This is a genomic window from Amycolatopsis umgeniensis, from assembly GCF_014205155.1.
GTDB lineage: Bacteria > Actinomycetota > Actinomycetes > Mycobacteriales > Pseudonocardiaceae > Amycolatopsis > Amycolatopsis umgeniensis.
In genome coordinates this window covers 3,854,366-3,877,970 of sequence record NZ_JACHMX010000001.1, presented here as the reverse complement: position 1 = coordinate 3,877,970, position 23,605 = coordinate 3,854,366, and the positions used below count along the sequence as shown (strand labels likewise).

General features: G+C 69.2%; 20 protein-coding genes. 15 read left to right on the top strand and 5 right to left on the bottom strand.

Annotation, left to right across the window (positions count from 1 at the left end; genetic code table 11):
* Positions 1 to 67 precede the first annotated feature (67 nt).
* The 3 genes from HDA45_RS17910 to HDA45_RS17900 form a co-directional block, all read right to left on the bottom strand.
* On the bottom strand, positions 68 to 1,348 hold the full coding sequence (locus tag HDA45_RS17910) for an exo-beta-N-acetylmuramidase NamZ domain-containing protein (RefSeq protein WP_184896792.1): 1,281 nt from the start codon (positions 1,346 to 1,348) through the stop codon (positions 68 to 70).
* A complete protein-coding gene (locus HDA45_RS17905) occupies positions 1,345 to 3,150 on the bottom strand; it encodes a glycoside hydrolase family 3 N-terminal domain-containing protein (protein ID WP_184896789.1) in 1,806 nt (601 codons plus the stop codon). Before HDA45_RS17905 ends, HDA45_RS17910 begins: the two co-directional genes overlap by 4 nt.
* Positions 3,151 to 3,769: 619 nt before the next feature.
* Positions 3,770 to 4,567 carry an HAD-IB family hydrolase gene (locus HDA45_RS17900; RefSeq protein ID WP_184896787.1) on the bottom strand — a complete coding sequence of 266 codons (798 nt, stop codon included), beginning with the start codon at positions 4,565 to 4,567 and terminating at the stop codon, positions 3,770 to 3,772.
* A 598-nt stretch (positions 4,568 to 5,165) separates the two neighbouring features.
* On the opposite strand from HDA45_RS17900, the gene ssd reads away from it, so the two are divergent.
* The 8 genes from ssd (at position 5,166) to HDA45_RS17860 (ending at position 10,622) form a co-directional block, all read left to right on the top strand.
* Entirely contained in the window at positions 5,166 to 6,239 is a 1,074-nt protein-coding gene (gene ssd, locus HDA45_RS17895; protein WP_184896785.1) for a septum site-determining protein Ssd, read from the top strand.
* Positions 6,236 to 7,378, top strand: a complete 1,143-nt coding sequence (locus HDA45_RS17890) for a TadA family conjugal transfer-associated ATPase (protein WP_184896783.1) — start codon at positions 6,236 to 6,238, stop codon at positions 7,376 to 7,378. Before ssd ends, HDA45_RS17890 begins: the two co-directional genes overlap by 4 nt.
* Positions 7,375 to 8,115, top strand: coding sequence for a type II secretion system F family protein (locus tag HDA45_RS17885; protein ID WP_184896781.1), 741 nt, complete (start codon positions 7,375 to 7,377; stop codon positions 8,113 to 8,115). Before HDA45_RS17890 ends, HDA45_RS17885 begins: the two co-directional genes overlap by 4 nt.
* Positions 8,109 to 8,687 (top strand): type II secretion system F family protein, encoded by a 579-nt coding sequence (locus HDA45_RS17880; protein ID WP_184896779.1) that lies wholly within the window; start codon positions 8,109 to 8,111, stop codon positions 8,685 to 8,687. Before HDA45_RS17885 ends, HDA45_RS17880 begins: the two co-directional genes overlap by 7 nt.
* 16 nt (positions 8,688 to 8,703) lie before the next feature.
* The gene (locus HDA45_RS17875; RefSeq protein WP_184896777.1) at positions 8,704 to 8,877 is read left to right on the top strand and encodes a DUF4244 domain-containing protein; all 174 of its coding nucleotides are present in this window, start codon (positions 8,704 to 8,706) and stop codon (positions 8,875 to 8,877) included.
* Positions 8,877 to 9,221: a TadE family type IV pilus minor pilin gene (locus HDA45_RS17870; RefSeq protein WP_184896775.1), complete on the top strand. Its 345-nt coding sequence runs from the start codon at positions 8,877 to 8,879 to the stop codon at positions 9,219 to 9,221. Before HDA45_RS17875 ends, HDA45_RS17870 begins: the two co-directional genes overlap by 1 nt.
* Positions 9,218 to 9,574, top strand: coding sequence for an Rv3654c family TadE-like protein (locus tag HDA45_RS17865; RefSeq protein ID WP_184896773.1), 357 nt, complete (start codon positions 9,218 to 9,220; stop codon positions 9,572 to 9,574). The genes HDA45_RS17870 and HDA45_RS17865 overlap by 4 nt, the downstream gene beginning before the upstream one ends.
* A gap of 421 nt (positions 9,575 to 9,995) precedes the next feature.
* On the top strand, positions 9,996 to 10,622 hold the full coding sequence (locus HDA45_RS17860; protein WP_184896771.1) for a bifunctional DNA primase/polymerase: 627 nt from the start codon (positions 9,996 to 9,998) through the stop codon (positions 10,620 to 10,622).
* 37 nt (positions 10,623 to 10,659) lie between these two features.
* Here HDA45_RS17860 and HDA45_RS17855 read toward each other — a convergent pair whose 3' ends face one another.
* Positions 10,660 to 13,134: a DEAD/DEAH box helicase gene (locus HDA45_RS17855; protein ID WP_184896769.1), complete on the bottom strand. Its 2,475-nt coding sequence runs from the start codon at positions 13,132 to 13,134 to the stop codon at positions 10,660 to 10,662.
* Between the two features lie 318 nt (positions 13,135 to 13,452).
* Between HDA45_RS17855 and HDA45_RS17850 the strand changes: the two genes are divergently transcribed.
* The 4 genes from HDA45_RS17850 to HDA45_RS17835 all read left to right on the top strand — a co-directional run bounded on the left by HDA45_RS17850 (position 13,453) and on the right by HDA45_RS17835 (position 17,745).
* Positions 13,453 to 15,747 (top strand): sodium-translocating pyrophosphatase, encoded by a 2,295-nt coding sequence (locus HDA45_RS17850; RefSeq protein ID WP_184896767.1) that lies wholly within the window; start codon positions 13,453 to 13,455, stop codon positions 15,745 to 15,747.
* Positions 15,748 to 15,864: 117 nt separating this feature from the next.
* A complete protein-coding gene (locus tag HDA45_RS17845; RefSeq protein WP_246480736.1) occupies positions 15,865 to 16,413 on the top strand; it encodes a hypothetical protein in 549 nt (182 codons plus the stop codon).
* A 101-nt stretch (positions 16,414 to 16,514) separates the two neighbouring features.
* A complete protein-coding gene (locus HDA45_RS17840) occupies positions 16,515 to 17,099 on the top strand; it encodes a hypothetical protein (protein WP_184896765.1) in 585 nt (194 codons plus the stop codon).
* A gap of 34 nt (positions 17,100 to 17,133) precedes the next feature.
* Entirely contained in the window at positions 17,134 to 17,745 is a 612-nt protein-coding gene (locus HDA45_RS17835) for a hypothetical protein (protein ID WP_184896763.1), read from the top strand.
* 152 nt (positions 17,746 to 17,897) lie between these two features.
* Here the strand turns inward: HDA45_RS17835 and HDA45_RS17830 are convergent, their stop codons facing one another.
* A complete protein-coding gene (locus tag HDA45_RS17830; RefSeq protein WP_184896761.1) occupies positions 17,898 to 18,710 on the bottom strand; it encodes a trypsin-like peptidase domain-containing protein in 813 nt (270 codons plus the stop codon).
* Between the two features lie 268 nt (positions 18,711 to 18,978).
* Here HDA45_RS17830 and topA point away from each other — a divergent pair, with 268 nt between their 5' ends.
* The 3 genes from topA (at position 18,979) to HDA45_RS17815 (ending at position 23,597) form a co-directional block, all read left to right on the top strand.
* On the top strand, positions 18,979 to 21,861 hold the full coding sequence (gene topA, locus HDA45_RS17825; protein ID WP_184896759.1) for a type I DNA topoisomerase: 2,883 nt from the start codon (positions 18,979 to 18,981) through the stop codon (positions 21,859 to 21,861).
* 178 nt (positions 21,862 to 22,039) lie between these two features.
* Positions 22,040 to 22,831, top strand: coding sequence for an ESX secretion-associated protein EspG (locus tag HDA45_RS17820; protein WP_184896757.1), 792 nt, complete (start codon positions 22,040 to 22,042; stop codon positions 22,829 to 22,831).
* Complete coding sequence (locus HDA45_RS17815; RefSeq protein WP_184896755.1) at positions 22,824 to 23,597, top strand: ESX secretion-associated protein EspG; 774 nt, start codon at positions 22,824 to 22,826, stop codon at positions 23,595 to 23,597. The genes HDA45_RS17820 and HDA45_RS17815 overlap by 8 nt, the downstream gene beginning before the upstream one ends.
* Positions 23,598 to 23,605 lie beyond the last annotated feature (8 nt).

Below are 23,605 nucleotides of genomic sequence, written 5' to 3'. Positions count from 1 at the left end.
GTCGGCCGAGGCGCGCTCTTGGCTACTGTCGGGTGCCGCGCCTTGCGTTCCCATCGCTTCGTTCCCTTCAGCGGTAAAGGAGATGGCGACGGCGTTTCCGGTCGAACTCGGCCAGTTCGGCCTGCCACGACCCGACGATCTCGTCCACTCCGGCACCCTTGTCGATCATCGTGCGCAACCTGTCCGAGCCCGAGAGCTTGTCGAGGAAGTTGTCGGGCCGCCACTCGAACTTGTCCGGGTGCACCTGTTTCGCGGTGACGAACATGGTGACCGCGGTGCGGATGGCGTCGAAGGCCCGCGGATCCGTGATCGTCACCTGCACGCCGCCGCAAGGCTCGTTGACGAACTTGCCGAACGTCGGCACGAAGTACGCCTCACGGAACTTCACCCCGGGAAGCCGCAGTTCGCCGAGCTTCTCGCGCCAGCGCCAGTCGAGGCCCGGCGCGCCGATGATCTCGAACGGCCTGGTGGTGCCACGGCCTTCGGAGAACACGGTGCCCTCGAACATCCCGGTGCCGGGATAGACGAGCGCGGTGTCCGGCGTCGGCATGTTCGGGCTCGGCGGGACCCAGGTGAGGCCGGTGCGGTCGAAGAGCTGATCACGCCGCCAGTCACGCACTTCGACGATCTCGAGCTTGCCCGGCGTGACCCCTTCGGCGGGCAGGAACTCGGCGGCGAAGTACCGCGCGAGTTCCCCGACGGTCATGCCGTGCTGCTGCACGATCGGCTTCCGCCCGACACCTGAGGCGTACGCCGGGTCCAGCATGGGCCCGGCGGCCTTGCCGCCCAGCGGGTTCGGCCGGTCCAGCACGACCACCGCCGCGCCGACCTTCGCCGCCGCGACCATCGCCGTGTAGAGCGACCAGATGTAGGTGTAGAACCGCGCGCCGACGTCGGCGATGTCGAAGACGACGGTGTCGACGCCCGCCTTCGTGAACATCCCGGCGAGCTTCGTCGCGTCGGCGCCGTACGCGTCGTACACGGGGACGCCGGTGCGAGGGTCGGTGTAGTCGCCTTCGGAACCGCCCGCTTGCGCACTGCCGCGGAAGCCGTGTTCCGGCCCGAAAGCGGCGAGCGGCCGGACGCCGGCGGCGACCATCGAATCGACGATGTGGTCACCGCTCGCCAGGACACCCGTCGGATTCGACAGCACGCCGAGCTTGCGGCCGGACAGCGCCGCCCAGCCGCGGGCGGCGAGCACGTCCGCTCCGGTCCGGGTGAGCGAGGGACCTTTGCTCTCGCTTTCCGCCGGAGTCTCGGGCCCGGCCTGCGCGACCGAGGATCCGGCCGTCAGCGCGGGGACCGCGAGCGCCCCGGCGGCGAGGAGGTGGCGGCGATTGAGCGTCACCAGGTCAGCCCATGGCCGAAGGGGTACTTCACCGTGCCCACGTCCTTGCCCGCGGGAACGTCCACCGGCAGCTTGCCCTGCGGCTTCACCTTCCCGAGGATCACCTTGGCCAGCGCCTCGATCGACGGCGTGATGTAGCCGTACGTCGCGAGCCACGTCTTGACCGGGTTCTCGTAGCCGGCGTCGTAGGGGATCTGCGCGGCGACCGCGACGACAGGCTTCCCGGTGTCGGTCAGGGCCTGCAACAGCTTGCCCTGCAACGGATACGTGCCGACGTTGTTGGTCAGCACCACGACGAGGTCGACGTTCTTCGCCGCCGCGACGGACTGCGCGATCTGCGCGTCTGTCGGGGTCTGGCCGGTCTGCAGTGCCGTCGCCTGAGTTCCGTGCGCGGTGAGCTTCGACGCCAGCGCGGTCGTCGTGCTGACGCCCCAACCCGTCACGAGGGTCTTCGCGGGCTGCTGCGCGAGCGGGAGGACCCCGCCGTCGTTGCGGATCGCGGTGACCGACCGGTCGGCGATGCCCTGCGCGGTCGCGAGGTTGGCCGGGGTGCCGACCTTCGAAGCGACCTTCGCCGGGTCGACGAACGGCGAGGTCAGGATGCCCCGGTTCAGCTTGAGCTTGAGCACCCGCAGGACGCTTTCGTCGATGCGCCGCTCCGTCAGCTCACCCTTGCGGACAGCGTCGAGCACCGAGTTGATCGCGACTTCGAGGTTCACCGGCATGAGCAGCTGATCGATGCCCGCCTTGAGCGCGAGCACCGGGATCTCCGCGTCGGTGTGCATCTCGCGCACCGCGTCCATCGAGAGCGAGTCCGTGATGACGACACCGCGATAGCCCAGCTCACCGCGCAGTTTGCCGGTGAGGATCGGCTTCGACAGCGTGGCGGGCTCGCCCGACGGGTCGAGGCTGGGGAACTGGATGTGCGCGCTCATGATCGAGTCGATGCCCGCCTTGATGGCGGCCTTGAACGGCGGCACGTCCGTCTCGCGCCAGCTGGCTTCGGTCCGGTCGATCCTGGGCAGTTCGAGGTGACTGTCCGTGGCCGCGTCGCCGTGGCCGGGGAAGTGCTTCGCGGCGGCGGACACCGTCTCGGAGCGCCGTCCGGAGTCCTGGAAGCCCTTGACCTGCGCGCCGACGAACTGGCTCGCCAGCTCCGGGCGGCCGGAGAAGGAGCGGACGCCGATCACCGGGTTCGCCGGGTTGGAGTTGACGTCGGCGTCGGGGGCGAAGTCCTGGTTGATGCCGACGGCCCGCAGTTCGTGCCCGAGGATCCGGGCCGCCTCCTGCGCGGCCGTGGTGTCACGGCCCGCCGAGATCGCCATCGCGTTCGGCAGCTCGGTGGCGGGGGCACCCATGCGGGTGACCGTGCCGCCTTCCTGGTCGGTCGCGATCTGCAACGGGATGTGCGCGCCGCTGCGGATGGCGGCCCGCTGGAGCCCGTTCGACAGCTTGGCGACCTGGACCGGGTCGTCGAAGTTGTCCCGGCTGTCGTTGTTGAAGTAGATGACGCCGCCCAGGTGGTACTTCTCGATCACCTGCGCGGGGGTGTCCACGCCGAAGTCGGCCTTGTTCTTGGCGTTGACCTCGTCGGCGGACTTGCCGTTCACCCACGTGACGAACAGCTGGCCTACCTTCTGCTCCAGAGTCAGCCCGCGCAGCGTCCGCTGGGCCTCCGCGTCCGCGGTCACCGGCTGCGCCGCGGCCGGAACGCCCGCGATCGCGAGGGTGAGCAGACCCGCGAGGGGCACGGCGAGCGCATGGATCCTCCGATGACGGGCGTGCGCGGTTCGGGTCGTCACCTCAAGCCTCCCAGATTCGTGCCTGACTCTCAGGTGGAAAGAAGTCCACCTGGAAGCACTGATATCCGGAAGCTACCCACGAGCACTTTGCTTGTCCATCGGCCACCCCCGCGAACGGTCCGTTCATACACAAAGGGACGCGAAGGGGCCGGTCACGCTTGAAAAACAAGGCGTCATCGATGCGTGACCGGGCCGGTCACGACGGGAAAGGCGGGCAAAACACTGGCGGCGCCCGTCGGCCTGAGCCGGCGGGCGCCGCCAATCAGTGCGGACCACTCGGGCGACCAAGCGTGCAACTCTGGTCGTACCTTCATGGACTCGGCGTCCGGCGTCCCGGTACGCAGTCCCTAGACGACGAGCCTCCCGCGGCGCGCTGCGCGTGGGTACCCGGTGTCCGCACACGGAGATTCGCCGGGGTGGAACAGGCTTCTCTTCTACCTGTTCCCTGGCCGACCGAACGTCCGCACCTTCTTTCTACGCCGTGAGCCGGGTCACTTCAAGTGCGCAGACGGGTGCACCGGTACAGAGGCTCGATCTAGTGACACGGGCACCCTCCGCGACGGACAATTCGCCGCCCTGTCTGCGAAAACGGGCTCCGTACCGCCGACTGGGTGCGTGCTCAGCGAGTGCGTTTGCGCCGGTTGTAGCCGTACCAGGTGGCACCCGCGGCGACGGCGCCGAGCGCGACCAGGCCCGCCGACTTGGCCGGGATCCTCGTCCGCAGTGACATCGGGTGATCGAACGCGAGGATGTCCCAGCCCTGTTCGGTCGCGTGCTTGCGCAGGACGCGGTCGGGGTTGACGGCGTGGGGACGTCCGACCGCCTCGAGGAGCGGGATGTCGGTGCTCGAGTCGGTGTACGCGTGGCACTGGGTGAGGTCGTAGCCGTAGGTGGCCGCGAGTTCCTTCGCGGCGATGGCCTTGTTCTCGCCGTAGCAATAGAAATCGACTTCGCCCGAGTAGCGGCCGTCCACGATCTGCATCCGGGTGGCCACGCTGCGCGTCGCGCCGAGCATTTCGGCGACCGGGGCGACGACCTCTTCACCGGTCGCCGACAGCACCACGACGTCGTGGCCGTCCGCGCGATGCGAGGAGATCAGTTCCGCCGCCTCCGCGTAGACGAGCGGGTCGACGACGTCGTGCAGCGTTTCGCGGACGATCGCCGACACCTGCGCGACGTCCCATCCGGTGCACAGCGCGGAAACCTCGGCCCGCATCCGCTCGGTCTTCGCCGCGTCCGCGCCCGCGAGCGAGAAGACGAGCTGGGCGTACGCGCTGCGAAGCGCGGCTCGCCGATTGATCAGGCCTTCGCGCAAAAGCGGCTTGCTGAAGGCCAGCGCGCTCGAGGACGCGATGATCGTCTTGTCGAGATCGAAGAACGCCGCGACCGGGCTCGGTGTCGTGCTGGGTTGGGCCACCCGCCAAGGATAGGAGAGCCGGACGGCGGCGCGCCCGTTGGTCGACCACGATCGGGATACGGCGGTGGAAAATTCACGACCGCACACCGGATCCGGCGCGTCGTGCCGTTATCGAATTGTGGGTGTCGCCGCCCACCGCAACGGGCCGGTATCGGAGTTACAGTGACATTGTCCGGTGTTGCACCGGGCCCAGGTTCAGTCCGACCCCCCGGGGCTGAACCACAGGCGGTCCTCGTCCCTCCCCCCTGGCGAGGACCGCCCTCTAACTTCCCACCCCGGCAATGGTTCAGACCTTCTCGGTCATGGGAAACCTCGACGGGACAAGGCCGAATCGTCCGATTGCCCGTGAATGTTCTTTGACCTCAACCTTTTTCGTGCTCGGTTCGACCGGGGAACGGAGAGGGTGAGTTTCGTCGCGGAAAAACTCGGGAGTGTGCCGGAAAGGTCCGACAGAAACGCCTGAAACGAGTTTTCCGGGGCGGAGTTGTCCACAACACCCCGGTTGTCCACAGGTGGGGCGGAATGGTGTTGTGCGGGATCGGGGCGGGGCGCGACCGTGGAGTCACAGTCCGAATCCGACCGAATCCCCGGGGGAGTCATGATCGAGGAACACCCGCTCGTCGTCGCCGGAGACGACACCCTGCTCGACGAGATCCTGCGCGTGGCGGCCGCCGCGGGCTGCGAGGTCGAACGCGCGCCCGATCTGGACGCCGCCAGGGGGAGATGGGCACGCGCGCCGCTCGTGGTGCTCGACGAAGAAGCCGCGAGCGCGCCGAACCGCCTGCTGCGGCGGAACAAGGTCCTGCTCGTCTGCAAGGGCGCGCCCACACCGGTGACGTGGGAACGCGCTTTCAACACCGGTTCGGAGAAGGTCCTTTCGCTGCCGGACGAGGAAGGAGACCTCATCGGCGCGTTCGCCGACGTCGTCGACGGGCCCGCCCGTGACGACGGCCTCGTCATCGGGATCATCGGCGGACGGGGCGGGGCCGGGGCCTCCGTACTGGCGGCCGCCGTCGCGTACCGGGCGGAGAAGTCCGGGAGCGGCGGGCTGCTCGTCGACTGCGATCCGCTCGGCGGCGGTATCGACGTCCTCCTCGCCGCCGAACGCGATCGCGGGCCGCGCTGGCCGGAGCTCGACCTCGGCGGCAGGGTGTCCATGACGGCGTTGAGCGAAGCCCTGCCGCGGAAAAGGTACGCGACGGGCTCACTGTCCTTTGTGTCCTACGGCAGGGAAGGACGAGGTCCCGAGCCGGACGCGATCGAGGGCGTGTTGTGCGCCGGAAGGCGAGCGGGGCGGACGGTCGTCTGCGATCTGCCGAGGTATTTCGGCGCCGAAACGTCCACCGTCGTCGGGCTGGCCGATCTGGTCGTGGTCGTCGTCCCCGCGGAACTCCGTGCCTGCGCGGCGGCGAAACAGGTCCTCGCCAGGCTCGAACCCCACGCGACCCGGATCGGTGTCGCGGTCCGGGGGCCGTCGCCCGCCGGGTTGATCCCGCGAGAGATCGCCGACGCCGTGGGAGTCCCGCTCATCACGTCGATGGGCCGCGAGCGGTCCCTGTCGACAGCCCTCGACCGCGGCGAGTTCGTCCTGCGGCATCGCGGGCACCTGGCCACGGCCGCCGCCGAAGTTCTCGCCGCCGCGCGTGGAAATCTGGCGGGTGCCTTGCGATGACCGACGATCTGGTCGAGCGGGTCCGGCGGCGGCTGGCCGGATCGGCCGTCCCGGCGGATCCGGTGAGCGTGGCGCGGGCGGTCCGCGCCGAAGCCGGTGGCGCGCTCGGTCAGGAGGCCGTCCTCGGGGCGGTCCGGCTGGCCCGCGACGAGTTCGTCGGCGCGGGTCCGCTCGCGCCGCTTCTCGGGATGCCCGGCATCACCGACGTTCTCGTCACCGCTCCGGACGAGGTCTGGGTCGACGCAGGCAAAGGCCCTCAAAAGACAGATATCCGTTTCGTGGACGAGGAAGCCGTCCGCAGGCTCGCCCAGCGTCTCGCTCTCGCCGGCGGGCGGCGGCTGGACGACGCGCAGCCGTTCACCGACTGCTGGCTGCCAGGAGTGGGACCGCGGGGCCGGGTCCGGCTGCACGCGATCCTCCCGCCGCTGGCGCCCGCCGGAACCTCCCTCTCGCTCCGCGTCCTGCGGCCGGCCACCCATGACCTCGCGGAGTTGCGTTCGCGCGGGATGTTCGGCACCAGCGGCGCGGACCTGCTCGACTCGGTCATCCGGCGACGGCTCGCGTTCCTGGTGTCCGGCGGGACCGGAGCGGGCAAGACGACCTTGCTGTCCGCGTTGCTCGGCGCGGTTCCCCCGGCCGAACGCATCGTCTGCGTCGAGGACGCCGGCGAACTGCAACCGGACCATCCGCAGTTCGTCAGCCTGATCGCCCGTCCGGCCAACGTCGAAGGCGCGGGCGAGATCGGGCTCGGCGAACTGGTGCGGCAGGCGTTGCGCATGCGCCCGGACCGCCTGGTCGTCGGCGAAGTACGCGGCGGCGAGGTCTGCGCGCTGCTCAACGCGATGAACACCGGGCACGACGGCGGGGCCTGCACCCTGCACGCCAATTCGCCGTCGGACGTACCGGCGCGGATGGAGGCGCTGGCCGCGCTCGGCGGACTGAAACGGGACGCGCTGCACAGCCAGCTGACGGCGGCGGTGCGGGTGGTCCTGCACATGCGCCGTTTGCCGAGCGGGATCCGGCGGCTGGACGAGGTCGGCGTGGTGCGTTCACTGCGAGGTGAGGCCAACGTCGTCCCGGTCTGGAGCAAGGGCCACTGGATCGGCGACGAGACGCCCTTCGAGGAGATGGCGGCATGAGCCCTTGGTTCCTCCTCTCCTGCGGTGCAGGGCTGGCTTGCTGGCCGAGGCCGGTGGCGGGTGTTCCGTTCGCCTGGCGCCTCCCTCGGGCGGTTCGCGTGGGCTGGTGGCCGCTGCCCCCGTTGCTCGTCCTGCCGGTTTTCGGGATCGGCTGGGCGGTGGCGACCCTGGTGCTCACCTTGACCGTTCGGCAGGAGCATCGGTGGCGGGCACGGGCGAAGGCGGCGCTGGCCGAGGCCGAACTCACCGCGTCCGTGCTGCGCACGATGATCGGTGAACTCCGGGCGGGCGCCCATCCGGTGACGGCGGCCGAGGCCGTCGCGGAAGCGGTGCCCGCGGCGTCCGGACGGCTGCGCGGCCTCATCGCGGCCGCCAGGTTCGGTGGTGAGGCGGCCGACCCGGACGCGCCACCGGTGCTGGTGAACGCGTGGACGCTCGCCAACCGGTTCGGGCTTCCGATGGCCGACGTGCTCGAGGCCGCGCGGCGGGACACCGAGGCCGAGATCGGCTTCCGTCGTCGTCTCAAAGCCAAGATGGCCGGTCCCCGGGCGAGTGCCGCCGTGCTCGCCGTCCTCCCGGTGGTGTGCCTGTTGCTCGGCGAGGCGATGGGGGCCGGCCCGCTCCGCGTCCTCACCGGGACGAGCGGAGGTCAGTTGCTGCTCGTCGTGGGCAGCGGGCTGATCTGGGCGGGAACAGCCTGGTGCCGGGCACTCACCGCACGGGTGGCGCCGTGCTGACCGGGGCCGCGCTGATCCTGCTGGCCGGTGCCGTCTCCTGCTGGCCACGCGTCGGTCCTGGAGGTGTCACGAGGCAGGGGCGCCTCCTCACCTGGCTTCGGGAACAGTCGGCAAGGGACTCGGGTGTCTCCGAGCTCCTCCGCTCCGCGGCCACCCTTGATCTCCTGGCCGCCTGTCTGGCAGGCGGGTTGCCGGTGTCCGTCGCGCTGGAGGCTGTCGGGCCCGCCGCTTCACCGAAGAGTGCGGAGGCCCTGCGTTCGGTGGCATCGCATCTCGCCTTGGGCGTCGGCCCGGCCGAAGCCTGGGCGGCGGTCCGCGACAGGCCCGGCCTGACCGAACTGTCCGTCGCCGCCGTGCGCACGGCGAGGGCGGGCACCGCGCTCGCGACTCACGCGAAGGACCTCGCGCGAAGACTGCGCGAGTCGCTCTCCGCCGAAGCCGAGGAACGCGCGGAACGGGCAGGAGTGCTGCTGGCGGCACCGATCGGCCTCTGCTTCCTCCCCGCGTTCCTGTGCCTCGGAATCCTGCCCGTCGTGCTCGGCCTGGCCGGGCGTCTCGACGGCCTCCTCTGATCGAAAGGTGATCCTCATGAGCAAGTTCCCCACGTTCCGCGACGACGACGGCATGGCGACGGTCGAATACGCCATCGCGACCTTGGCCGCCGCCGCGCTGGCCGGTGTCCTCTACCTGATCGTCAACGGCGAAGCCGTCGTCGCCGGGCTCACCGCCCTCATCGAGCGGGCCTTGTCGGTGAAGTTCTGATGCCCGGCGGTGATCGCGGATCCGTCACGGTGGAGGCCGCGCTCGGCATCGGCGCGCTGACGTTCGTCTCGGCCCTGTTGCTGGCCGGGATCGGGATCGCCGCCGATCAGATCCGCTGCACCGACGCCGCCCGCGAGGCGGCCCGGCTCGTCGCTCGAGGCCAGCCCGCCCGCGCCGAACAGGCGGTGCGGGAGATCGCGCCGTCCGGCGCACGGCTGGACGTCGTCCGGGAAGGCGACGCCATCACCGCGGGCGTCGAGGCGGAACCGGTGGCCGGGCTGCTGCCGGGCATCCGGCTGCGTTCCCGCGCCTTCGCGATAGCCGAACCGGGCGCTGGGCCATGAGAGAGGACGATCGCGGCGTCGCGACAGTGTGGACAGCGTCGATCGTCACCGTCCTGATCTGCGCCGCGGCGTTCACCTTCTGGATCGGCGCCGCCGTCACGACCCGGCACCGCACCGAGGCCGCCGCCGATCTGGCGGCGCTCGCCGCGGCCTCGCACGCGACGGACGGCCCCGGCGCGGCCTGCGAACGGGCGCGGCAGGTGGCCGTCCGGATGGCGGTCACGCTCCTGACCTGCCGGTGGGAGCGCGGCGACGCCCTGGTCGAGGTGCGGTCAGAGCTGTCGGGACACCTGGCGGCCGCCGGGCGGGCGGAGGCGCGGGCAAGGGCGGGCCCGGTCGACCGGCCACCGTGACGGGCGTCGCACGACGAACGGTCGCCCCGGCGGTGACCGGCCGGTAGTACGCACGAGTAACCGCCAAGCGCGAGCAGCGGTCGTTGACGTGCGGCGAGCGGTCGAAAGCATGATCAGCTCTCCGGTGAACGGTCGCGCGGCGGCCGCCGTGAGCACGGTCACAGGAGCAGGAATGCCCTGGTCGGCTGCGACGAACGGCATCACACCGGTCGTCCTGGCCCGTTCATCGGCCGCGCGGCGTTCGGTCCGTCGAGTCGGACTACCGCGCGTTCATCGCTAAGTAACCGCCGGTTGTCGCGTGAGGTCTTCTCCCGATGTGCAACTTGCCGTTTATTGAGATGTGCGCCACTTCGAGAAGGTCGCCGGGTGGCAGCAGCGCAGGACACACACAGGACAGAGTTGACCTGAGGCAGGGACAGTAATGTTGGACGCGAATTGGCCGGACAGCTGGCGGGGCGCCTTCCGCATCGAGATGCGGGCGGAGGCGATCGGCCTCGCCTGGCGTGGCTGGCCGGTGCTCCCGGGTGCCGAGCCCGCCGCGATCACCGCCGGCGGTGACGACCTCACCTGGCGGCGTCCCGTCCCGGCACAGGACAACTGGCGTGAACTGATCGAGACCCACCCGCACGAGGTCGCCACCTGGTTCGGTGACGACACGCACAGCCTGCTCGTGGCCACCGGCACCGTGCTGGACGCCATCGAGGTCGACGACGAGCTCGGCAAGGCGGCCGCCCGTCTGCTGCGCGCCACCGGTCACCCGGCCCCGATCGTCGCGATGCCGAACGGCCGCTGGCTGTTCCTCACCACCGTCGCCGCGAGCATCCCGCGGGAACTGGCCGACCAGGCCTCGATCCAGTGGCACGGCGCGAACGACTACATCCCGCTGCCCCCGTCGCCGTTCCAGCACGGTGTCGTGCACTGGCGGGTCAAGCCCGAGGTCTGGGGCTGGCAGCTGCCCGAGGCCGCCGAGGTGCACGACGTGCTCGTCCGTGCGCTGGCCGGTGACAAGGCCGCCGCCCCCGTGGCGAGCCTGACCACCGCCGCCTGATCAACCCACAACTCCACAGCCACAAATTTCCAGACAATCAGTGGCCTGACTGGGACCCGTGCTGACGCAAAGCCCCGAGCACGGTGTCCAGAACGGCCACCGCCCCCGCCTTGTCCAGCGGATCGTTGCCGTTCCCGCACTTCGGCGACTGGACGCAGGACGGGCAGCCGGCCGGGCATTCGCAGGAAACGATCGCCTCCCGCGTTGCGGCCAGCCAAGGGACAATTGCGGCAAACCCGCGATCGGCGAATCCCGCACCCCCGGGATGGCCATCGTGCACGAACACCGTCGCCTCCCCGGTGTCCTCGTGCCACGCGGTAGACACCCCGCCAATGTCCCAGCGGTCGCAAGTAGCGAACAGCGGTAGCAGGCCGATCGCCGCGTGCTCGGCGGCATGCAGGGCACCGGGGACGCGCGCCGGATCCAACTCGGCGCCCGTCCCCGGTGCCCCGCCAAGTTCCTTGGTCCCCACCCTGGAGCCTCCGGTCCCCACCGGCTCCAGAACCTCGGTCTCCGGCCGATGGCCCCCGGTCCCCGCCATGCCATCGGAAACGCCGGAACCCTCGGAAGCGCCGAGCAGTTCCGCCGAGATCGTGTACCAGACGGCGCGCGTGTCCAGGCACTGTTCCGGCAGATCCAGCGGGGTCTGGTCAAGCACCTCACCCGACGGACGTCTCCGCAAGTAACCGACCACTTGCGAACTCACCGAGACTTCGCCGAGGTTCACCGTGACCCCGCCGTGTGCCCTCGTCTCTTCGGTGCGCAGCACACTGATGTCGACGATCTCGCGCGGTGACGTGCTCCAGTCCGGATCCTCCGCGTGCACCAGGGCGAGCCCGGTCTCCAGATCCAGTTCGTCGACCACATAGGACGAACCCTGGTGCAGGTACACCGCGCCGGGATGCACCGCGTAGCAGGCGGAACCCGGATCGACCGTGCCGAGCATCCGTCCGGAATCGGCTTCCACCACGGCGATCTGCTCACCGCCGGAACCGCGGATGCCGACCTCGGCGTGCGGCCGGTCGCGCGAAGTCCAGTACCAGCCGCTCGTGCGGCGCCGGACGATCTTCTCCTTGACCAGATCCGCGAGCACGGCGCGGGCCGCCTCACCGCCGAAGGCCGCGACCTCCGGTTCTGTCAGCGGGAGTTCGGCGATGGCGCAGGCCAGTTGCGGTCCCAGCACATACGGGTTCGACGGGTCGAGGACGGCGGCCTCCACCGGCCTGTCCAGGATCGCGGCGGGATGGTGCACGAGGTAGGTGTCCAGCGGATCGTCGCGGGCCACGAAGACGACCAGTGCCGCGTCTCCCGCGCGCCCGGCCCGGCCTGCCTGCTGCCAGAAGGACGCGAGTGTTCCCGGATATCCGGCCAGCACCACCGCGTCCAGCCCCGCGATGTCGACGCCGAGCTCGAGCGCGTTCGTCGTCGCCACGCCGAGCAGACGCCCGGACAGCAACGCCGCTTCCAGTGCGCGGCGCTCCTCGGGCAGATACCCGGATCGGTACGCGGCGACGGAGTCCGCCAAGGAACCGTCCACTTCGGACAGAATCCGCCGTGCGCCGAGCGCCGTCAGTTCCGCACCCCGGCGCGACCGGACGAACGCCAGCGAGCGGGCGCCTTCGATGACCAGCTCGGCGAGGATCCGCGAGGCCTCGGCGCCCGCCGAACGCCGCACCGGAGCCCCGTTCTCACCGGAAAGTTCCGACAGCAGCGGAGGTTCCCACAACGCGACCGTGCGGGCGCCGCGCGGCGAGCCGTCCTCGGTGACCGGGACGCACTCCTGCCCGGAGAGTTTCGAAGCGAACGCCGCCGGGTCTGCCGTCGTCGCGGACGCGAGCACGAACACCGGCGAAGCGCCGTAGTACGCCGCGACCCGCCGCAGCCTGCGCAGCAGCAACGCCACATGGGAGCCGAAGACGCCGCGATAGCTGTGGCATTCGTCGACGACGACGAAGGCGAGCCGCCGGAAGAACCGGGACCACCGCGCGTGCGACGAGAGGATCCCCCTGTGCAACATGTCCGGATTCGTGAACACCCAGTTGGCGTGTGCGCGGACCCAGTCCCGCTCCTCCAGCGGAGTGTCGCCGTCGAACGACGCCGCACGCGCCTTCTTGATGTCCAAAGAGGACACGGCGCGCAACTGGTCGGCGCCGAGGGCCTTGGTCGGGGACAGATACAGCGCCGAAACCCGCTCGTCCTCGACCAGCGCCGAGAGCACCGGCAATTGGTACGCGAGCGACTTCCCCGACGCGGTGCCGGTGGAGATCACGACGTGCCTGCCCTCGCGGACCAGCGACGCGGCCTCGGCCTGATGCCGCCAGGGCGCCTTTACTCCGTTCGCCGTCAGCGCTTCGACGACCGGAGCCGCCGCCCACTCCGGCCAGTCCACCGAATCCGCCGGGCGAGCGGGCAGTTCGGCCACATGGGTGACCGGGTACAGCGAAGCCGGGATCCCCGCCGTCGCGCGATCGAGAAGCCGCCGGCCCTTGCCGGATTCCGCCGTGCCGTCCACCTTCGGAAGCTTCGCACAGCACCCCGACAGAAAACGGCCGCCGGTGAACGGAACGGACGCCGGAACCGGTCGCGGATGATCGATACAGTGATCAGACTCACAAGGTAACGGAACGTGCGGTGGCGGGGACGCCTTGCCGCCCTCCATCCCACTACCAATACACTCCCGCAATCCACACCGTCTGTGGCGAGCGTCATGTGAGACGTGCCTTGCAGTGCGACTAGCGTGACGTTCGGTTCAGATCCCCATGCCAACGTCGGAACGCCGGCTCCATCGGCGGATCGTCGTTGGCCAACGGCGACGTCTCCAGGAGGACGAATGTCCCGGCAGTTCCTCGCGGCGGGCGAACTCACGCTCACCGGAGGTGGTTACACCATTGTCGGTGTAATCGCCGTGGTCGCCCTTGCCGCACTGGTCATCGGCTACGTCCTGCTCAAGGAGGTGCTGGCCGCCGGCCAAGGCACCACCAAGATGCAGGACATCGCGAAGGCAGTGCAGGAAGGCGCGGCTGCCTATCTGAAACGGCAGCGCAACACCCTCGTGATCTTCGGGGGAATCGTATTCGTGCTGCTCTTCGCTTTGCCGGCCGATGACTGGAACGAGAAGATCGGCAGGTCCATCTTCTTCCTGGTCGGCGCGGGATTCTCCTTCGCGATCGGCTACCTCGGCATGTGGCTGGCGACGCAGGCGAACCTGCGGGTCGCGGCCGCTTCGCGTGAGCCCGGCGGTCGCGAGAAGGCGATGCGCCTGGCGTTCCGCACCGGTGGCGTCGTCGGCATGATCACCGTCGGCCTCGGCCTCTTCGGTGCCGCGGTGGTCGTCCTGGTCTACACCGGACAGGCCCCGAAGGTGTTGGAGGGCTTCGGTTTCGGTGCCGCGCTGATCGCGATGTTCATGCGTGTCGGCGGCGGTATCTTCACGAAGGCCGCCGACGTCGGCGCCGACCTGGTCGGCAAGGTCGAGCAGGGCATCCCCGAGGACGACCCGCGCAACGCGGCCACCATCGCCGACAACGTCGGTGACAACGTGGGCGACTGCGCCGGTATGGCCGCCGACCTCTTCGAGTCGTACGCGGTCATGCTCGTGGCGGCGCTGATCCTGGGTAGCACCGCCTTCGGCGTGCACGGCCTGATCTTCCCGCTCATCGTCCCCGCCATCGGCGTGATCACCGCGGTCATCGGTGTCTACATCACCAAGGCCAAGGCGGGCGAAGGCGGTCTGGTCACGATCAACCGCTCGTTCTACATCTCCGCGGCGATTTCCGCGGTGCTCTCGACGATCGCGGCGTTCGTCTACCTGCCCGGTTCGTTCTCGGAGCTGACCAGCGGTGCCACGAGCGAGCCCGGCAACCCGGCTTTGATCGCGACCATCTCGGTGATCATCGGCATCGTGCTCGCCGCGGTCATCCTGAAGCTCACCGGCTACTACACCGGCACCGAGCACAAGCCGGTCAAGGAAGTCGGCAAGTCTTCGGAAACCGGTGCGGCGACGGTGATCCTGGCCGGTATCTCGGTCGGGTTCGAGTCCGCGGTCTACACCGCCCTGGTCATCAGCGCGGCCGTCTTCGGCGCGTACCTGCTCGGTGGCGGCGTCGCGCTGTTCGCCGTGGCGCTGGCCGGTACCGGTCTGCTCACCACCGTCGGCGTCATCGTCGCGATGGACACCTTCGGCCCGATTTCGGACAACGCGCAGGGCATCGCCGAGATGTCGGGCGACGTCGACGAAGACGCCGCGCAGATCCTCACCGAGCTCGACGCGGTCGGCAACACCACCAAGGCCATCACCAAGGGCATCGCGATCGCCACGGCGGTCCTCGCGGCGACGGCGCTGTTCGGGTCCTATCAGGACGCGATCAGCAAGGCGCTGAAGTCGATCCCGGAGGCGGCGCAGGCCAGCACGAGCGCGATCAACTTCTTCGTGAACTCGGTCGTCAGCCCGAACACCCTCGTCGGCGTGATCGTCGGTGCGGCGGTCGTGTTCCTGTTCTCCGGTCTCGCGGTCAACGCGGTGTCCCGGGCCGCCGGCGCGGTCGTCTACGAAGTGCGCCGCCAGTTCCGCGACATCCCGGGGATCATGGAGGGCACCACCCGTCCCGAGTACGGCCGCGTCGTCGACATCGTCACGCGTGACTCGCTGCGTGAGCTGACCACGCCCGGTCTGCTCGCGGTCTTCGCCCCGATCGCGGTCGGCTTCGGCCTCGGCACCGGCGCGCTCGCCGGTTACCTGGCGGGCGCGATCGCCTCCGGCACCCTGATGGCGATCTTCCTCGCCAACTCTGGTGGCGCCTGGGACAACGCGAAGAAGCTCGTGGAGGACGGAAGCCACGGCGGCAAGGGTTCGGACGCGCACGAGGCCACCATCATCGGTGACACCGTGGGTGACCCGTTCAAGGACACCGCCGGTCCGGCGATCAACCCGCTGATCAAGGTGATGAACCTGGTGTCGGTGCTGATCGCCCCGGCGGTCGTGCAGTTCTCGATCGGCGCGGACGCCAACGTCGGCGTCCGGATCGGGATCTCGCTGGTCGCCGTCGCGATCATCGTCGCGGCGATCGTCGTCTCCAAGCGTCGCGCGTCGGTTCTTTCCGACACTCCCGCGGAAGCGAAGGCGTAACACCGAAAAGCTCGACCCCGCCGGGCCCGCCACGTTCCTCGTGGCGGGCCCGGCGGCTGTCCGCCGCAGGCTAATCTCTGCGCGTCACACTGATCCTGATCCGGGGGAGTCCCTGCCATGAGGCGTTCGATCACCTTGTTCGCCGCCGCTGTCCTGCTGGCGGGTTGTGGCGGCGCCGAAACCCCCGCCGCGGCACCTTCTTCCCCCGCTCCCGCCGCCGGAGCGTCCTGGATGGACGGATTCTGCGGTTCGCTGATCGACTTCGCCAAGATCGGCGAATTCAGGATGCCCGACTTCGAGCAGGGCGACGTCGCGAACGCCCGGAACGCGATGGACGAAGCCTTCGGTGTGTTCGCGCCCGGTTTCGACAACGCCGTCACCGGCCTTGGACGGCTCGGGCAGGCGCCGAACGCGGAAGCCGAGGCCGCGCGCAAGAGCATCGTCGACGCCTTGACACCGATCCGAGACCAGGTCGTCGCCGCGAAGACCAAACTGGACGCCGCGCCGAAGGACGACAAAGCCGCCACGGCGGAGGCCGGGCTCGCGTTCCGGCGAATCGGGTCGAACATCAACGACATGCCAGACCCGTTCCAGCAGCTGGAAACGAACGCGTCGCTGAAAGCACTGGCCGGGCAGGCCCCGAACTGCGGGAAGTTGCCCTCCTGACCATTCTTTTCGCCGCGTTGATCGCCCGGCGATTTGCATTGCCCCCCGGTATCGGTACCGTCGGGGGCCAGCCGGGAAGTCGTCAGGTCGGGAGGTGTTTTGTGCGGCCGCGGTTCACCGTCCTTGCCGCGCTAGCAACAGGTATCGGGCTCGGCCTCGCCGGGTGCGGGCAGCAGCCCGCGGTGACTTCCCACGCCAGACAAGAAGGTCTCGCGACGGTCAGCGCGTCGCAGGCCGACCCCACCTCCGCTTGGGCGGAGGGATACTGCGGCGCCGCGGGCGGACTCGTGCGCACGCTGGCCACGTTGCCCAGCGTCGATCCGAGCACGCCACAGCAGGCTTCCCGGACTTCCAGCGAGCTGATGGTCTCGGTGGTCGAGGGGCTGAACCGCACTTCGTCCGCGCTCGAGAGCCTCGGCCCGTCGCCTGTCGCCGGTGGCGACGCCTCGCGAGCGGCCGCCGTCGCCCAGCTCGACGGCATCCGCGTGCGCGCCGACGACGTCCGGCACCGTCTCGACTCCTCAGCCGACGCCGAGGCGACGAAGACGGCGCTTCGCGACGCGAGGACGTCACTCGACGAACTCGACCGCCTCGACCTTCTCAGGGGCCTTAACGACGTGCCTCAGCTCGCTTCGGCGGGCAGCCGGATCCCGATTTGCCAGGAATTGGTCAAACAACCGCGCTGAGTCACCGCCGTATCACTGGCCATGACTCGAACTTGTGTTCTATTCTGTCGGGGTGGACGGGACGATCTCGCTCTTCTCGGCGGAGGCGAGCGGGCCGGGGCTCGCCGACCTCGCCGGAGTGCTGTGCGGGCCCGGGCGGATGACGGGCTTCGGGCGGACGGCGGCACGGCTGTCCGCCGTGGTCGACGAGCCGTGGCGGGCCGGTGCCCTCGCCAGGGAATGCCGTCGTCGCGGCGTCCAGGCGCAGGTCTCGGCCGCCGAATGCGGGCGTCCACTCGTGAGAACGCCGTTCCGGGTCGATCTGCTCTCGCTGGAGCAGCGCTGGAGCCAGGGTGAGAAGAAGGTCCTGCCGGACGGATTCCGGCTCGACGGGGCGATGCTGAGGATGTGGGCACTGGCGGCGGGCAGCCCTCAGGGCAACGGCTACCTGCTCGCGCTCGATCCGGAGGCGCCGGAGACCCATGAACGGTTGATCAGGGCGTTGGCGCAGCTGGGCGTGCCGGCGAAGCCACTTCGCGGCGAGGAGACCTTGTTACGGGTCACCGGCCGTCGGCGGCTCGCGCACGTGCTGGAACTCATCGGTGACGCGCCGGCTGGAGCTGAGCCCGCCTGGCCGAGCCTGGTTCCTGTCGTCCGCGCCGTTTGAGGTTCGTGAGTGGTGAGGACGGAGCCGAATTCACCGGGGGCCGACGGTGAAAGATCCGGGACGTCGAGCGTCCCGAATCCTCCACCGTCGCGAGGTCACTCCGGTCTCAGACCGCGATCACTATCTTCAGCGGGCCACTCACGAGGCCGTCGTCAGGGCTTCGGTGCCCGGCACTTCGGATTCGCCAAGTCCAGTTCACTGTGCGAAAGGCAGGAGGTCAGCTGGTAGGTCTGTTCCCCGTAGTTGATGCCCTTGCGCACGGTGACCTTCCCCGCCGCGTCGACCTCGCACGGGTTGTTCATCGTGCACCTCTGGCCGCTCTCGTTGCCGGTGTTGTTGACGCCGACGACCTTCCCGGTCGAGGTCTCGATGATCGGCGACCCCGAGGTCCCGCCGATCGTCTTGCACGCCGGGGTGTACCTGATCGAGTCCTTCCAGACCCAGTTCGCCTCGTGCAGCTCGTGGACGAAGCCGTCGATGTTGCAGGAGTAGATCTTCTTCCAGTAGCCCGACACCACGTCCATCGCGACGCCTGCCGACGGACGGGTCGGCGAGAGCGTCAGTGGGGCGATACCGTAGGTCGCCTGGATCTTGGAGTAGCTCGTGTTGAGCTGGTAGAGCGACACGTCCGTGTCGGTCATCGTCGCGTAGAGCAGTTTCTTCGCCTTGAGCGTGCCCAGCGACGAGCGGCCGTCCTTGGAAAGCAGACTGAAGGTCCGTGACGAAGGCTGGTTGACGAGTACTTCCCCTGGGTCTGGGAAACCTTCTTGGAGGCAATGCCCGTTGGAGAGGACGAGGGCGGGGTCGTCGAGGCTCGCCTCGGGCGGCTTGACCACCGACCCGGAGCAGTTCGACAAGGCCACGGTTCCGGCGAAAGTGGTCGTCGCCGCTTCCGCCGGGGCGGTCCCGACCAGGGCGGATGCGGTCAGCATGGCGAACAGTGTGCCGAGGAGTCGTCGGGTCACGTGGAGTCCTTTCGGGTCGGCGTGGATATCAAGTGAAGCGTTGGCAGTGGGGAGCCACCACCGTCGAACGGAGGGTGTTCACCCCGTCACGCGGTACCCCAGGCGGACGTGTCCGACATCACGTGCTAGGTGTTGAAAGGAAACATCGGCGAGGTCAGCGGCGATGCGCTGGACACACGATCGGCGGCGTGTTGCACCACCTAGACGTGGTCCGGGCGGTGCGAGCGTGCACACTGACGGGTCGAGAGGCGGCGCGAAGGCGCCGAAGATGAGCGGAGAGCAGGACAGCGTGGCAGGAGCACGGACGAAGAAGACCGCGGCGTCGGACGACGGCGCGGGCCGTCGTCGGCTGGTGATCGTCGAGTCGCCGACCAAGGCCCGCAAGATCGCCCCGTACCTCGGCGTCAACTACGTCGTGGAGTCCTCCGTCGGGCACATCCGCGACCTTCCCCGCGGCGCGGCCGACGTGCCCGCCCAGTACAAGGGCGAGTCGTGGGCGCGGCTGGGTGTCGACGTCGACAACGACTTCAAGGCGCTGTACGTCGTCACGCCGGACAAGAAGTCCAAGGTCACCGAGCTGAAGAGCCTGTTGAAGGACGTCGACGAGCTCTATCTCGCCACGGACCCCGACCGCGAGGGCGAAGCCATCGCGTGGCATCTGCTGGAGACCCTCAAGCCGAAGGTCCCGGTTCGCCGGATGGTCTTCCACGAGGTCACCGAGCAGGCGATCCGCGCCGCGGCCGACAGCACCCGCGAGCTCGACGGAGACCTGGTCGACGCGCAGGAGACCCGCCGCATCCTGGACCGGCTCTACGGCTACGAGGTCTCGCCCGTGCTGTGGAAGAAGGTCATGCCGAAGCTTTCGGCGGGCCGCGTGCAGTCCGTGGCGACCCGGATCGTGGTCGAGCGGGAACGCGAGCGCATGCGCTTCACCTCGGCGTCGTACTGGGACATCTCGGCGACGATGGACGCCGGAGCCGAGGCTTCGCCGCGCAACTTCCCGGCCAGGATGATCGCCGTCGACGGCGCGCGCCTGGCCACCGGTCGCGACTTCGGCTCGGACGGGCAGCTCAAGGCCTCGAACAACGAGATCCGCGTGCTGGCCGAGGCCGACGCGGTCCGGCTGGCCGAGGGTCTGAAGAACCGTGACTTCAAGGTCGCGAGCGTCGAAGAGAAGCCGTACACGCGGAAGCCGTACGCGCCCTTCATGACCTCGACCCTGCAGCAGGAGGCGGGCCGCAAGCTGCGGTTCACCTCCGAGCGCACCATGCGGATCGCGCAGAAGCTGTACGAGAACGGTTACATCACTTATATGCGTACCGACTCCACGACGCTGTCGGAGTCGGCGATCTCGGCGGCGCGCAGCCAGGCGACGCAGCTGTACGGCAAGGAGTACGTCTCGCCGTCGCCGCGTCAGTACACGCGCAAGGTGAAGAACGCGCAGGAAGCCCACGAGGCGATCCGTCCCTCGGGCGAGGTCTTCCGCACGCCGGGCCAGGTCGCGAAGGATCTGGACACCGACGAGTACCGCCTCTACGAGATGATCTGGCAGCGCACGATCGCGTCGCAGATGGCGGACGCGAAGGGCACCACGATGTCGGTGCGCATCGTCGGCACCGCCACGAGCGGCGAAGAGGTCACTTTCGCCTCGTCCGGCCGCACGATCACCTTCGCCGGGTTCCTCAAGGCGTACGTCGAGGCCGTCGACACCGAGAGCGGTGGCGAAGCGGACGACAAGCAGAGCCGTCTGCCGCAGCTGGTCAAGGACCAGGCGCTGACCGCGACCGACCTGAGCCCGGACGGGCACACCACGTCGCCGCCGGCGCGCTACTCGGAGCCGAGCCTGGTCAGCAAGCTCGAAGAGCTGGGCATCGGCCGCCCGTCGACGTACGCGTCGATCATCAAGACCATCCAGGACCGCGGCTACGTGTGGAAGAAGGGGTCCGCGCTGGTCCCCTCCTGGGTCGCGTTCGCCGTGATCGGCCTGATGGAGCGGCACTTCGAGCGGCTGGTCGACTACGACTTCACCGCCGGCATGGAGGACGAGCTCGACCGCATCGCCGCCGGTGACGAGCACCGGACGCAGTGGCTGTCGAAGTTCTACTTCGGTGGCGACATGGGCGTCGACGGTTCCGTCGGCCGGCTGGGTGGCTTGAAGAAACTGGTCGGTTCCGGCGTCGAGGACATCGACGCCCGCGAGATCAACTCGATCCCGCTGTTCAGCGACGCCGACGGTCACACCGTCGTCGTGCGCGTCGGCCGCTACGGCCCGTACCTCGAGCGAGAGGTCGACGGGACGTCACAGCGGGCGAACCTGCCCGAGGATCTCCCGCCGGACGAGCTGACCCAGGACATCGCGGAGAAGCTGTTCGCGACGCCGCAGGAAGGCCGCGTACTCGGCAAGGACCCGGTCAGCGGGCACGAGATCGTGGCGAAGGAAGGCCGTTTCGGCCCGTACGTCACCGAGCTCCTGCCCGAGCCGGAGCCGCTGCCCGAGGGCGCGACGGCCGCGCAGAAGAAGGCCGCGAAGGCGAAGCAGCCGAAGCCGCGGACGGGCTCGCTGTTCAAGTCGATGTCGATCGAGACGATGAATCTCGAAGACGCGCTGAAGCTGCTCTCCCTGCCGCGTGTCGTCGGCAAGGATCCGGAGTCCGGCGACGAGATCACCGCGCAGAACGGGCGCTACGGGCCGTACCTGAAGAAGGGCACGGACTCGCGTTCGCTCACGACCGAGGATCAGCTGTTCTCGATCACGCTCGAAGAGGCGCTGAAGATCTACTCGGAGCCGAAGCAGCGTGGCCGGTCCGCGACAGCGAAGCCGCCGCTCAAGGAGCTGGGCGACGACCCGGTGTCGGGTAAGCCGATGGTGGTCAAGGACGGCCGCTTCGGTCCCTACGTGACCGATGGCGAGTACAACGCGACGCTCCGGAAGTCGGACAGCATCGAAGAGCTGACCGCCGAGCGCGGCGCCGAGCTGCTGGCGGAGAAGCGCGCGAAGGGTCCGGCGCCCAAGCGCAAGGCTCCGGCGCGCAAGCCCGCCGCCGCCAAGACGACCGCGGCCAAGAAGACCACCGCGACCAAGTCGACGGCGGCGAAGACGACAGCGGCCAAGAAGCCCGCTGCGCGCTCGACAGCCACGAAGACGAAGTAGCGCACGACCGCGAAGCCACGAGGGGTCCCCTTCGGACGGAGATCGTCCGAAGGGGACCCCTCGTGGCATCCGGCGCAGTCGCATGGGCGTCGGATCCGCCCTCCCCGACCGCTCGCCGACCGCTCACAGACCGGCCTCACCCATTCGAACAAAAGTTCTAAAAATTGTCGGTACCAGGGTGTTCAATGGTCAGGTGAGCACTTCAACGACCGCTGTCTTCGACGTCATCGACGAGGTCATCGCCCCGCTGGCAGCCGAGGTTCCGGAGCGTCCCTCGGTGATGGAGTTCTACGACCCGGAACTCGCCGTGCCGCCGGTGCTGGCCGACGAGGAGCCGACTCCAGGGCTCACCCTGGCCGAGGAGGTGGAGCAGTACACCCGGTTCGTGAGCGGGATGGCGACGATCGGGCTGGCCCCCGGCGGTGAGGTCACGCCCGAGGCCGTCGGGCTGTATCGCGCGCTGCGCGGCGGGTTCATCCGCGGCGTGGTGACCGGGGTCTTCCCGTCGCGCGCGGAGCCGTGGGAGGTCCGGTTCTTCGGCGACGAGGAGTACACCACGGTGCTGAACAAGCTCGGCAGGCGAGCGCGGCTGCGGTCCGGTTTCCTCAGCGCGCTGCCGGGCTGGGTGTTCGACGGGCTGCCGGACCATCCGACGGGTCCCGGCGAGACGGTCCGCATCCAGACGGATGCCGACGGTCTGATCCCGATGCGGGCACGAGAGGCAGTCGAGGTGATCCGTGAGGGCGCTTCGCGGCCGCGTCACGGCACGGTCCTCGTCGATCTCGCGGTGCGGAACTCCATCCTCGCCGAGTATCCGCACGGCGCGTTCGGCCTGGTGGACAACGACCTCGGCCGGTATCAGTTCAGCGCGTCGATGGACGGCGACGGCCGGTGGACGCTCACCTGGGGTCCGGCCAGCCGGTCGATGGCCGAACAGTGGATCGTGAGGGCGGTGCAGAACCATGCGTGAACCGACGACGGTGAAGGAACTGATGAAGCGCGCCGCCGAGCCGGTGCTGCGCGCGGTCCCCGAGCGCCGGAGCGTGTACCTGGGTTACGACCCGGAGATCACCGACGACGAGATCCGGCGGCTGTGCCCGTCCTACGACGAGCCCGCGGATCTCGTCACCCAGGCCGAGCGATACGCGGCCAAGGCGGCGATGCTCGAAGAAGCCGGGCTGATGGAGAACGGCGAGATCCATCCCGCCGCGATCCAGATGCACGGCGTGATGCTGCGGGGTTCGGTGCGAGGCGTCCTCACCGGCGTCTTCGCGTCCGCGCCCCGTGCGGTGCGGGTCGATTGCTACGGCGACGGGCACCAGGCGGTCGTCTGGCGGATGCGATCCGGGCGGCGGACCACGTTCAGCCTGAGCGATTTCGGCGAGCTGGGCGCCCGCGTCTTCGGCGGGCTCCCGCACGTCCCCGCGGGCGAAACCGCCCCGATGCGGATCCGCATCGACGAGCACGGCGTGCCGTTGCCCGGTCAAGAAGAGGAGGTCGGCCTGGTCGGAGACACCCTGAGCCGTCCGCGGACCGGGACGGCGATCCTCGATCTGGTCGCCTTCGGCGGGCTGAACGCCGAGTACCCGGACTACGGCTTCGTGATCGTCGACAACGATCTGGGGAGGTTCGTGTTGTACGCCGCCCCTTCCGAAGGGTGGCTGATGTTCGGTGGAATGGACCGCCGCGCACTGGCGGGCTGGCTGCACGAGGCGGTGGACTTGAGCCGGACGTAGCCGTCGAT